We start from the raw sequence: 13,053 nt of genomic DNA, 5'->3' as shown, positions 1-13,053 counted from the left end.
ATTTTAATTGTGCTACACATGGTGAGGTAAAGATGAAATATCAAACAACGTGCCGTGATAGGGATATCGCTATCGTGGGAATGTCTGCGCGCTTCCCGGGTGCAGAAGATAAGGCAATGTTCTGGAAAAATCTGCTAGATGGTGTAGAAACGATCAGTACGTTCACTGAAGAGGAGCTTAGAGCCAGCGGCATTGAAGAGGAAATGATCGCCTCGTCAAACTATATTCGTCGCAGAGGCATCTTGGGTAATGCGCAATATTTTGACGCCAATTTCTTCGATATCACACCTCGTGATGCGGAAATTATGGATCCTCAACATCGGGTATTTTTGGAATGCAGCTGGCATGCATTTGAAGATGCGGGTTATGTACCCAGTACCTATCCCGGTAAAGTCGGCGTCTTTGGCGGAACCGGTACTGCGTGGCATTTGAATAAAGTCAATACGCATCCTGATGTGCAAAAGTACGTGAGCGGTGCTTCAGTGGTGACCAATAACGATAAGGATTATGTTACCACCAGGGTGTCGTACAAGCTGAATTTAAAAGGGCCCAGCGTTAATGTGCAAACGGCGTGTTCTACCGCGATGGTCGCCGTGGTGATGGGTATTAATAGTCTGTTGAATGGGGAAAGCGATCTGATAGTCGCCGGTGGCGTTTCCCTCGATACCCCTGAACGCCGTGGCTACCAATACATGCAAGGCGGAATGGAGTCCGCGGATGGGCGTTGTTATGCTTTTGATTCTCGTGCCAATGGCACCGTATTCAGTCGCGGAGCCGGCGTTGTCATATTGAAGCGCTTGAGTGACGCATTGCGTGATGGCGACCATGTCTATGCGGTATTGAAAGGCGGGGCGATTAATAATGACGGCAATCTGAAGGCGGGCTATACCGCGCCAAGTATCGAAGGCCAGATTTCGGTGGCGAAACAGGCGTTCGACAACGCGCAGGTTCATCCGGATACCATCAGTTTCGTCGAGGCGCATGGCACCGCGACTGCGTTGGGGGATCCTATCGAGTTCACTTCGCTCAGCCAGACGTTCAGTGAATTTACCGACAGAAAACAATATTGCCGGCTGGGTTCGGTAAAAACGAATATCGGGCATACGGATGCTGCTTCCGGCATGGCGAGCTTAATTAAGGCGTCATTGGCATTGGAGAAAGGGGACCTTCCTGCTTCACTGCATTATATTTCGCCAAATCCCAATATTGCATTTGAAACCAGCCCGTTTGTGATGAATACCGAATTGAGCAAACTGGCGAGTTCTGACGAACCGCATCGTGCATTGGTGAATTCGTTTGGCGTAGGGGGGACGAACGCCTGTGTCATTCTTGAGGCTCCGCCGCGAACGGAGCCAAGCACTCGCCATGATGGCTTGGTTATGCTGCCATTCTCGGCGAAGAGCCGAACTGCGTTGGAAGCGATGAAACAACGTATGCACGATTTCTTGGTTGAAAACAAGGACGTCAATCTTGGCGATGTCGCCTACACGCTACAGGTGGGCCGCCAGCCGTTTGCGCACAGCACGGTCGTCGTAGGGCAGGATCGTGAAACGTTACTGGAGAAATTGAACCAGCCGTCCGCCAATATTTCAACGTTGACGAAAGGCGATAAGGCCGTGGTGTTTATGTTCCCCGGCCAGGGCAACCAATACATCAATATGGCCCGTGAGCTGTACGCCACTTACCCGAAATTCCGCGAAGTGATGGATCGCTGCTGTCGCTATTTGGACCCGATCTTGGGCGTAAATTTATTGTCGATAATTTTCCAAGGCGACGAAGGATTAAGAAAAAACCGTATTAATGAAACCCAGTTTACGCAGCCTGCGCTATTTATTGTCGAATACAGTCTGGCGCAATTATGGATGTCGTGGGGGATCAAACCCGATGCCATGATAGGCCACAGCGTTGGCGAATATGTCGCAGCGTGTATTGCCGGCGTGTTCTCCCTGGAAGATGCGCTGCGCGCGGTGGCGTTACGCGGCAAACTGGTACAAGCGCTGCCGGCTGGCGCAATGCTTGCCGTGCTGATGGATGAAGAGTCGCTGCGTCAGCGGTTACAGGGCGACAAATTGGAGATTGCCGCCGTCAATTACCCGGGGCTCTGCGTGGTCGCCGGCGATTTGGATGAGATTGAGGTATTTCAACGGCAGCTTGAAGACAACAATGTGTTTTGCAAGCATCTGGATACCTCCCATGGCTTCCATTCATACATGATGGAACCGGCATTGCCAGCTTTTAAAGAGGTCATCGACGGCATTGAATTGCACGCCCCAAAAATCCCATTCGTCTCTACGGTGAGTGGCGATTGGATAACCGATGCGCTAGCTACTGACAGCGATTATTGGGTGAGACATGTGCGCAATCCAGTGCTGTTCTCTCACGCATTCAAAACGTTGATGTCTGAAGAACATCAGCATTATATCTTCCTGGAAGTGGGGCCAGGCCGTTCTCTTGAATCGGCCGCGAAGCAGCATTTCAAGGCGGATGAAAGCGCGTTGATTTACTCTTCGCTGCCTACCGCGAAGGATGTGGAATTGACGGGAGAATATTTACTTACCTCGCTGGGATGCCTGTGGGCCAGCGGTGTAACAATCTCCTGGGCTCAATTTTACGGTGATGAACATCGCCGCCGGTTGCCATTGCCGGGCTATCCTTTCGAACGTAAGGAATTCAAGCTGCCGGCGCTGAAGCGAGGAGCCGAAGGAGGACAGAGCGCCAGTTCCGTCAGCGCTCTCAAACGCAAAAAAGCGGATATTGGCGAATGGTTTCACATGCCGGCCTGGAAACGCACCATTCCCGCCAGGTTCATGGCAGGTAGCCGCATCGATCCAGACTCGGAATGTTGGCTGCTGTTCGTGGACGCCATGGTTATCGCCGAACATATTCAAAGGCAGCTGGCGGAAAGCGCACAGCGCGTATTGACCGTCTGGCGCGGCACTCACTATGAGGAGGATGCGGCGAACGGGTGTTACGTTATCGATCCCTCCAAACGCGAAGACTACGTTCGCCTGCTGAAAAGTGTGAAGAACCTGGCGCTGCGTCCCACTCGCATCATTAATATGTGGAACCTTTCTGCCGATAACGGCGCACCGCAGTGCCATGGTGATGGCTATGCGCTGCAGGTCGACGCATTTTACAGCCCTCTTTATTTGCAGCAGGCATTGGTCAGTGAAAACCTGCTGGAAAACCTGCACCTCTTGTTTGTGACCAACAATATTTTCAATGTGACGGAGGAACGGCTGTATTCACCGCAAAAAGCGTTGGTCGTTGGGCCTGCGCGCGTCTTTTATCACGAGTATCCCGAAGTGCGGTGCCACGTTGTGGATGTGGATTTATTCGGCTACACGGCGCCCCATGATTTAGCACAGCAATTGATTGACGAAAGCCATATCGATACGCATGGCAATCTGGTGGCTTATCGCGGGCGCAACCGGTGGGAGGAAGATTATCAGGCCGTTCATCTGAAGCAAGATGATACGGGAATTGCTGCGGAGCTGAAGGATGAGGGTGTCTACCTCATTACCGGTGGTTTGGGCGGACTGGGCATGTTGGTTGCGGGCCATGTGTCAGAGGTCAGCAATGCGACTTTGATCCTGACTTATCGCACTGAGCTGCCGCCGCGCGATCAATGGCAAGCGTGGCTGCAGCAGCATTCGGTGGACGATTCGGTGAGTGAGAAAATCGCGGGGGTTTTACGGCTGGAAGAACGTGGAAACACCGTGCATCTTGCGCAGGTTGATGTCTGCGATTATGCCGGTATGCGCGATGTGCTGGCCGGGTTTACCCGCATAGATGGCGTTTTCCATACCGCGGGGATTGCCGGCGGCGGAATTATTCCGCTGAAAAATGACGCCGATTGTGCTGGCGTGTTGAATCCCAAAGTGAACGGCAGTTTGATTTTGGACGAGCTGCTTAAAGATAAACAGCCTGATTTCTTCATTCTTTTCTCTTCGATCACTTCGATTGTCGGCGATGAGGCGCGCATCGATTATTGCGCGGGCAATGCGTTTATGGACGCTTTCGCCCATTACCGCAACCAGCAACGTTCTGGGCATACGGTTTCTCTCAACTGGGGTAAGTGGGGGGATATCGGTATGGCGGTGCGTTGGAGCAATCATCTGATTGAGCAAAAAAATAGTAAATCCGCACAGTTTGAAGAAGTAGAGGGCGATTTGTTGACGTTGATTGGCCGTGAGGGAATGCAAGAGCGTTATCGGGTCAACCTGGCGGTGCAAAAAGACTGGGTCATTGATGAGCATCGCTTGACGCATCAGCCGTCATTGGTCGGCGCGACGATATTATCGATGCTGTACGAATGGATGAGCCATTTTAAACCTCAAGAGAGATTGCAGGTTAAGAATCTGCTGTTGACGCAACCCGTCATTTATCATCATGCCTGGCCGCGCAACATGCAGTTGCTGGTCACCGCAGAGAGTCATGGTTACAAGTTTAGCCTGCGAAGCAGAGGCCTGTTGGATCTGGCCTGGCAGGAGCATGCGCTGGGTTTAGTCAGCTCAAAAGTGGCTGAGTCAGAGGATGAACCGGCATCGCTTGAGTCTCTTCGCCAGCGCTGTACGAAAGCATTGGCGTACGAGCCGCTGGAGTGCGAGCTGGGCAACGCCAATACTGGCGATGTCTTCCTTTCGCTGAGCCCGCGGTGGGACAACCACCAAGACATTTTGCAAGGGGAAAACGAATGGTTGATGCATAAAGTTATCGGTTCCGATTTCCATGACGATTTTGCGCGCTATCCATTCCACCCGGCGATGATCGACGCCACGGCGATCCGCTGCCTGACTTATATCACCCAGGAAAACTTCCTGCCGATCAGTTACGGCAAAATAACCTACCACGCGCCGCTGGAAACGGATTGCTATGCGCACCTCAAACTGAAGGGGCCGTATCAGCATACGGACAATGCCATTACGATGGATATTGTCTTCCTGTCACATGCCGGCGTGCCGTTATTGACGTTGGAAAATTACACTCTGATTAAAATGACCCAAGTCAATCAGGTGGTGGAGTCGGACGAGAAGGCGGCGCCCGCGGCGGTGAAAGTCAATCTTGCGGACAAGGATATTTTGTTCAATGAAGGGCTCGATGCGCTGAAACGCCAGCTGGCGCATTTGGAATTTGAACAATTGGTTATTGTCACCAGCGACCTTGGGCAACTGATCGATGAGTCTATCCCGGCTCAAAATGAAACCTTATTGGAGAATGAGGAGGAAAAAGCCGCTGATGGCCATGTGCGGCCCGCGTTGTCTGTGGAATATATGGCGCCCGAAAACGACATCGAGAAGGAAATCGTCAAAGTTTGGCAGTCCATCCTCGGTATTTCTGGGATTGGCGTGAACGATAATTTCACTGAACTCGGCGGTAATTCACTGTTGGCGGTTCAGGTTGTGTCGACGGTATCAGGTATTTTTGAAATTGATATTCGCGTCGATCTGTTTTACCAGGAGCAGACCGTTAAAGGATTGTCAAAACTGATCCTTGCTGAGTTGGAAGTATTGCTGCAAGGCGAATAACCCGGCTCCCCCCAGGTGCGAGCCTGGGGGAAACCACGTAGGCAAACATGCCAATCAGGCAAAAGCGGGATTTGATGATGACTAAAATCAGTAGCGCCATGCTCAAATCGTTGAGTTTGGATGAGTTGAAAAAAATTGCCAGGGAGAAGAAAACGCAAGTGGTGTTGGCTTCCGGTAAAATCATCAGAAAACAAGCTGACTCGGCCAGGCGGCACTTCCCTGTGACCGGTTCACAACGCAGTATTTGGGTATTGGATCAGTACCTTGACGACGGTAAGGCGTACAACAATCCTTATGCCGTCACTTGCCGCGTCGAGCATGACATCGACATGGAGGTAGTGAAAAAGGCGCTGACCTTTCTGACGAAAAAGCATGGCATTCTTCGCACCACATTCAACGTGGTGGAGGGCGAACTCTGCCAGTGCGTGAGTGATGAAGTCCTGTTCAATTTCCACTATGACGATATTTTGTCTCTTCCTGAGTACGAGCGTGACGAATGGGTAGAAAACGTTGCGCGTCAGGAAGGACAGCGTTCTTTCGATTTGACTTGTGGGCCACTTTCCTATTGGCGCATGATTAAAACCAATCGACATGAATATGTATTGTTGCTGACGTTTCACCATATTATCTCAGATGGCTGGACGGTCAGCTTGTTCTTTAAAGAGTTCATGGAGATGTATTTCCAAATCCTCCATGGCGAGACACCGCGTACAAACGATTTTCTGCAATTCTCCGACTATGCATTGGCAGAAGAACAGTGGTATGCCACGGCAGAATATCAAAAGGGTTTGGCGTATTGGGCTAAAAAGTTTGATGACGCGCAAGGCCTGCTTGAGATAACGACCGATCGCCCACGGCCAGCTAAAATGAGCACCAAAGGCAGTATGGCAAGCCACACTTTTGATCGGGATTTCACCCAGCGTTTGCAGATGCAGGCTGCACAGCTGGGCGCGACGCCTTTCCACATGATTCTTTCGGCCTATATGCTCTTGTTGCACAAATACAGCAACCAGCAGCAAATCATTATCGGTTGTCCTTTTGCCAATCGTAACCAACCCGAGACTCAGAATATGCTGGGGTTGTTTATGAATACCTTACCCCTGAAACTGGATATCGTTCCAGAGGCGACGTTACGAGAAATTATTGGCGACGTTCGCTCAGAGAGTGAGCAAGCTCAGCTGCACCAGGCTATTCCCCTCAATGATATTCTTGATGAAATTGGCCATATCCGAAATCCGCAGGTTAATCCGCTTTTTCAGGCGGCGCTGACGTATCAGGTATTTCCTCATTTTCATAACAACACGTTGTTTACCTATAAACCGCTTAAAATCGATTATGGCGTATCCAAACTGGATCTAAACCTGTGGGTTGAAGAAAGCCGCGGTAGTTTACTGTTTACCTTAAACTACAATCCCGATTTGTTTAACCGCAGTACGATAACGCGTATGTTGAGCGATCTGCGCACGGTGTTGGAAACGCTCATCGAACGGCCTCAAATAACCGTGCGCGATCTTTCATTGGTGACTCGCGAGGAACATCGCCACTTGCTGAGCGGGTGTAGACGCTTGCTTGACGCCGTTCCCATGGCGGTTCATCGGCAGTTTGAGCGTCAGGCCGATGCTTTGGGTGCCGATTCGGTGGCTGTACGTTGCGATGGCCGTCTTTTGAGCTATCGACAACTGAACGAGCAGGCTAACCGTCTCGCGCACTGTTTGCTGGAACATGGCCTGTTGCCGGGGCAGTCAGTGGCGCTGTTTATGGCCAAAAGCGAACGCTGTGTCGTGGCTCTGCTGGCAATATTAAAAGCAGGGGGATGCTATGTGCCTGTCGATATCACTTTGCCGATGGAACAGGTCGACTTTATTCTGCGGGACGCACAGGCGCGCTTCGTTGTGGTGGATGCCGGATCGCCGGCGGTTTCACAGCCGACAATCTCGATTGACCAGTGCCACGGCGCCGCGCTGAGCACGAATCCCCAATTACTGACAATGCCGACAGACGCTCCCGCTTACATCATTTATACCTCAGGCAGCACCGGTAGGCCAAAAGGCGTCAGGGTCAATCATGTTCAGCTAAGCCGATATTGCCAGGTCATCGCCTCTGTCCTGGATCAACCTGCCGGGGCGCGATATGGCATGTTTTCCGCCTTCACTACCGACTTGGCGCATACCATGCTGTTCCCGGCGCTGATCTACCAGGGACAACTGGAGGTGATAAGCACTCAGCAGCTTAATGATCCGCAGGCATTGTTCTCCTATCTGGAGAGGCATCCCTTGGACTGCATGAAGATCACGCCAACGCACCTGACCGCATTGCTCATGTCACCCCATGCGGGTGCGCTATTGCCACGTCGTCTTTTAGTCTTGGGCGGAGAAAGAGTCCCGACGGCGTTAGTCAAACGCATACGTCAACTGCAGGCTGACTGCCGTGTGGTCAATCACTACGGCCCTACGGAGTGTACCGTCGGTGTGGCGACCTATACCTTGCCGGACGGTTTGCCGGATGAGATGGGCGACTATTTGCCGGTCGGCAAGCCCTTGGCCGACAGCCACGTGTTGGTATTGGATCCTTATCAACAGTTAGTCTCTATCGGCCTTCCTGGTGAGATTTATCTTGGCGGCGAGCATGTGGCTGCAGGCTATATCGGCTTAGAGGAGCAGAATCGGGCGAATTTCATCCCGCATCCTTATTTGGCGGGTGAACGCCTTTATCGCACTGGCGACAAAGGGCGCTGGCTGCCGGACGGAAACCTCGAGTTTTTAGGGCGTTTGGATCGCCAGGTGAAAGTGCGGGGCTATCGTGTGGAACTGGCGGAAATCGAGCACGTATTGCAGCAGCAACCGGCGATCGCTCAAGCCGCGGTAAAACAGTGGCTGAACGGTGCGGGCGAGAGCTGGCTGGTGGCGTATTGTTGCGGCGAAGGAAAGGCTCGCAGCGCGGAAGTGCGTGCGTTTTTGCAAAGCAAGGTCCCTCATTACATGCAGCCGGATCAGTGGGTTTGGCTGGACAGCTTGCCGTTAACGGCCGGTGGCAAGGTGGACTATGGTGCTTTGCCGCGCATGAACGATGCCATACCTCAATCGGTGCGAGAGCCGGAAGGGGACGTCGAACAACGCTTATATGCCATTTATTGCCGCGTGCTGCAACGCGAGCGATTGGATACGCGGGATGACTTTTTCGCGCTGGGGGGAAATTCGATTACCGCATTGAAGTTGGTGATCGAAATAAATCAGCATTTTGGCACAACCCTGTCTTTAGGGCAGTTGTTTGAGCACGGCAGTGTCGGCGAGTTGTCGGCCTTTCTGACGCAGGCTGAACGGCAAGTATTATCGCCGTTGGTGATGCTGAATACCGGGGTCGAGGAAGATAAACCGACGCTCTTGATGATTCATCCGGCAGGCGGAAACATCTTGTGTTATTACCCATTGGCGCGTGAGTTGGGGGCCGACTATCCGATCTATGGCCTGCAGGTGGCGAACTTCGGTGAAGATCAGGCCTACAACCACGATATAGAGGTGCTGGCCGCATGCTATCTGCAGCAGGCGCAGGATATTGCGCAACGGCGAAATCTGGTGCTGGGCGGATGGTCCCTGGGGGCGACAATCGCGTTCGAAATGGCGCGCCAACTGCAGCATGCCGACGGGCGAACGCCAACGGTGCTGATACTCGATCAACCTGCTCCTCAGATACAGATTGATCGCGCCGCACAGATGAATGAATTTGAACGGCTTGCATATTTCGCCCGCAAGGTGGAGCGTTTTACCGGTGCGTCATTTGCAATCGCCGCACCTGCGCTGGCAGAGATGTCCGAAGCGCAGCGTTCATTGTTGTTCCTGCAGGAATTCAAGCGCGCAAAATTGGTTCCTGACAATATTAGCGCAACGCAGTTCCAGCATTTTCTGACGATTCTACAGGCGCATATCGCTGCGACAGATAGCTATCAGGGCAAAGAATATGACGGCAGGATCGTGGTTGCGGAGGCGGAGGAGATTCTGCCGGACCGCATTGCACAAGAGATACCCGGACTGGGTTGGGCTCGTCTGGCTCGCGGGGGGATGACGATAATAAGCGCGCCTGGCAATCACATCTCGATGATGAATCCGCCTCAGATAAGCCATACGGCCAGCCAGCTGCGGAAGATATTGTCATGAGCGCCGTTTTGACAACGGCCGCGGTGCCAGCCGAGGACACCAGGGTCTCCAGGCGTGAATGGTGCGCTATTCTCGGAGGATTAATCGGCGGTTTTATGGCGATTTTGGATATCCAAATCGCCAATTCATCCATGAAAGTGATTCAAGGCGCGCTTTCTGCGACGCTGAATGACAGTTCCTGGCTGATGACGTCTTATTTTACCGCAGAGATAGTGGCAATTCCGCTTTGTGGTTGGCTTTGTCAGGCTCTGGGGACCGGGCGTTATGCGCTGTGGTGCATTGCCGGCTTTTTGGGGGCATCGCTGCTGTGTTCTGCCGCATGGAATCTGAGTTCCATGATCGTGTTTAGGGCGCTTCAAGGGTTCAGTGGCGGGGCGCTAATTCCCATTTCATTTCGCTTGATTATTGAGATCCTGCCATTAAAAAAACGGCCGTTGGGCATGTCGCTGTTTAGCATTATAGGGACTTTCGCGCCGGCGGTAGGGCCGGCATTGGGAGGCTGGTTGACGGATAATTTCTCTTGGCACGCCATATTTTATATCAACGCGATACCCGCTTTGTTGTCCTGGGGGTTGATTCACTATGCTTTAAAACACCCTGTTATCGACTGGAATATTATTCGTCGCGGGGACTTTGTCGGCATCATTTCGGTCATGCTGTGTTTGGGCGCGCTTGAGGTGATTTTAGAAAAGGGCGGTGAAGAAAACTGGCTAGAATCGAATATGATATGCGTGTTGGCGGTCATTTCCGCTGTTAGTTTCTTAATATTTATGTATGCCCAATTGACGCATGCCCAGCCGCTTATCAATATTCGCTTATTCCGGGACTACAATTTCTCGTGCGCCATCTTGGTTTTTGCCATGTTGGGCGTCGCTATCTACGGTACGTTATTCTTGGTGCCGTATTACCTGACGATGGTACATGACTACAATGCTTCTGATATCGGTACGGTGGTGATCTGGATGGGGTTTCCTCAGTTAATCATCCTGCCTTTTATCCCGTTGCTTATTCAACGATATAACCAGAAGTATCTAATTTGCATAGGGTTTGTTGGTCTGGCCATCAGTGCCTTTATGGACTGTGCGATGGACGGCGACTTTGCCGGCCCACAGATGGCCTGGTCCATGTTGATCCGCGCATTAGGCCAGCCCTTTATCATGGTGCCGCTTTCCTTGCTGGCTACCCGCAATATTCAGCAAAAAGACAGTGCCTCTTCGGCGGTGTTGATCAATATATTCCGCAGTCTGGGAGGCTCCTGCGGCACTGCCATCTTAAGCACCTTTTTCATCACGCGCATTTATACCCATGTCGACGTCGTTAAGACGTCGTTGGTCTCCGGCAGCAATGCCTTTGCCGGGTATCTCAATGACGTTAAAAGTCTGATGATCGCGCGCGGTTTGGCCGTTGACGTCATGAGTATAAAAAGTACGGCTTTCGCGATACTTGGCAAAAGAATCGCCCGTCAGTCGGAAATCATGGCATTTAACGATCTGTTTCTGATTATGGGCGGAATGATGTTGGCAACCGCGTTGCTTGTGATGTTCTCTTCTCGCGATTTTCGTTTGCATGTCAAAAAAGAGGGTAAGGAATGAGTCAGCGCTCTATGACGATATGGCACTACCTGATGTCGCGCGATGCTTGCATTACTATCATTACCCCGATCGTGCTTTATAACATCGCCTTTTGGTGGGGAGGCGCGGGTTTCGCATTACTGCTGACGGCTATTTATTCAGGCGCAGTGGAAATATTTAACAAGCGTAGCGGTTCATTGTCGGTGATCGCATTGATTCTGGTTTCAGGCGTTAGTCACTATTTGTATTTACGCGGCTATGCTCCGTTCGCAATCAAGAAAGAAAATGTGTTTCTCGCGGTCAGCGGAGCATCTTCAGTGGTGGTGGTATTCGGCTTCTATTCTCTGGTAGGCAAGCCAATGATACGTACGCTGGCAGAACAGGCGATGCCAAGGTTGAAAGATATTCCCGTTTACGGTACCGCTCAATACGCAAAAGTGTGGCACGAAGTATCATTGGCGTGGATCTTGGTTTTCCTTCTGAAAGCCGTCGGTGTATATGGCCTGTCAATGCGCGAGGATCTGCCCGTTGACACGATTATTTTTATCTGTGGTTGGCCACTGACTTTGTTGATGGTGTTGTTCAGTTTTTATTGGCCGAAATATCGTTGGACGTCACATTTGCGTAAAAAAGGCCGTTAAATCCTGGCCCACAGGGCTGGCGGTTGCTGATGCCGTAAACATGTATCTACGTAGTTAAGAGGGGGAAGAACATGAGTCAATTTGAGAATGCATCGATCGTATTGAACAGCCACCCTGATGGCGCCGCTACGCTGGAAAACTTCAGATTGGAGACCAGCTCGTTGAGGCCATTGGATCCAGGAGAGTTTCTGGTTGAGAACAAATGGTTATCGATCGATCTCTATCTCCGGCCACGGCTCAATAAAAGCACCAAATACGTGAGCCCGATAAAGCTGGGGGAAGTGATTCAGGGAGAGGCTATTGGGGAAATCGTGGCTTCGCGTAATCCTTTGTTTAACGTTGGCGATCGCGTATTCACCTTCTCCGGTTGGCAAAAGTATTATATCGGTGATGCTCAAAACTTCACTGTTCATCGTTTGCCGGAGACAACATTACCACCTTCTATTTTTCTCGGTGCGGTTGGGACGCCGGGCCGATCGGCCTATTTCGGTTTAAACAAAATCGCGAAGCCAAAACCGGGTGAAACATTGGTCGTTTCTGCCGCCTCGGGCTCGGTTGGCTCCGTCGTTGGACAATTGGGTAAACTGGCGGGATGCCGCGTTGTGGGATTGGCCGGCAGCGAGGATAAATGCCGGTATGTCGTGGAGGAGCTGGGTTTTGACAGTTGCCTTAACTACAAGACTGCCGACCTTAACCGGGATTTGCGCGCCGCGTGCCCCCAGGGTATCGATATCTATTTTGAGAACGTGGGCGGCCGCGTATCACTGTTTGTCGCCAAGTTGCTGAATGAGGGGGCAAGGGTGCCTATCTGCGGTAATGCGGCCAATTACAATAAAGGCACTGATGTTGATGCATCCGGCCCGGCGGACTTTTTCTCTGCCCTGCCGGATGCGCCTTTAAATCGTTTCTTTTTGGTAACCGAATGGTTCAAAGACTACGCCGAATCAGATGCATTCTTGTTAAATGCGGCAGAGAACGGTGTGTTGAAATACCGAGAAACAATAGTCGATGGGCTGGAAAATGCGCCTCAGGCTTTTATTGATTCACTTAATGGAAAACATTTCGGCAAACAATTGATACGGATGTGCTAACGATAGGCTCTACTGTTGCGCATAATATGAAAATATTTTCAACCTGGATGGTGGGTATTAAGCGTACATCA

The 13,053-nt window shown here is 51.5% G+C and carries 5 protein-coding genes; all 5 read left to right on the top strand.

All coding sequences use genetic code 11. The features are described 5' to 3' along the window. Window positions 1–32 precede the first annotated feature (32 nt). On the top strand, window positions 33–5,528 hold the full coding sequence (locus tag ACJ8HH_RS21255) for a type I polyketide synthase (protein ID WP_033649367.1): 5,496 nt from the start codon (window positions 33–35) through the stop codon (window positions 5,526–5,528). A 77-nt stretch (window positions 5,529–5,605) separates the two neighbouring features. Further along, entirely contained in the window at window positions 5,606–9,679 is a 4,074-nt protein-coding gene (locus tag ACJ8HH_RS21250; protein WP_060452095.1) for a non-ribosomal peptide synthetase, read from the top strand. Next, entirely contained in the window at window positions 9,676–11,271 is a 1,596-nt protein-coding gene (locus ACJ8HH_RS21245) for an MDR family MFS transporter (RefSeq protein ID WP_065424452.1), read from the top strand. The genes ACJ8HH_RS21250 and ACJ8HH_RS21245 overlap by 4 nt, the downstream gene beginning before the upstream one ends. After that, a complete protein-coding gene (locus ACJ8HH_RS21240; protein ID WP_033636363.1) occupies window positions 11,268–11,891 on the top strand; it encodes a hypothetical protein in 624 nt (207 codons plus the stop codon). The genes ACJ8HH_RS21245 and ACJ8HH_RS21240 overlap by 4 nt, the downstream gene beginning before the upstream one ends. A 71-nt stretch (window positions 11,892–11,962) precedes the next feature. Beyond that, window positions 11,963–12,982: an NADP-dependent oxidoreductase gene (locus ACJ8HH_RS21235; RefSeq protein WP_033636362.1), complete on the top strand. Its 1,020-nt coding sequence runs from the start codon at window positions 11,963–11,965 to the stop codon at window positions 12,980–12,982. The last annotated feature ends 71 nt before the right edge of the window (window positions 12,983–13,053 follow it).

Origin of the sequence: Serratia sp. CY32780, from assembly GCF_052169135.1 — a bacterium.
Lineage (GTDB): Bacteria > Pseudomonadota > Gammaproteobacteria > Enterobacterales > Enterobacteriaceae > Serratia > Serratia sarumanii.
Note: the sequence above shows the minus strand (reverse complement) of the source record. Positions and strands in the feature narration are given on the sequence as shown.

What these genes read in the sequence shown, in the direction of transcription:
- ACJ8HH_RS21255 (WP_033649367.1), top strand. Translation starts at nt 33, where the DNA reads ATGAAATATCAAACAACGTGCCGTGATAGGGATATCGCTATCGTGGGA.
- ACJ8HH_RS21250 (WP_060452095.1), top strand. Translation starts at nt 5,606, where the DNA reads ATGACTAAAATCAGTAGCGCCATGCTCAAATCGTTGAGTTTGGATGAG.
- ACJ8HH_RS21245 (WP_065424452.1), top strand. Translation starts at nt 9,676, where the DNA reads ATGAGCGCCGTTTTGACAACGGCCGCGGTGCCAGCCGAGGACACCAGG.
- ACJ8HH_RS21240 (WP_033636363.1), top strand. Translation starts at nt 11,268, where the DNA reads ATGAGTCAGCGCTCTATGACGATATGGCACTACCTGATGTCGCGCGAT.
- ACJ8HH_RS21235 (WP_033636362.1), top strand. Translation starts at nt 11,963, where the DNA reads ATGAGTCAATTTGAGAATGCATCGATCGTATTGAACAGCCACCCTGAT.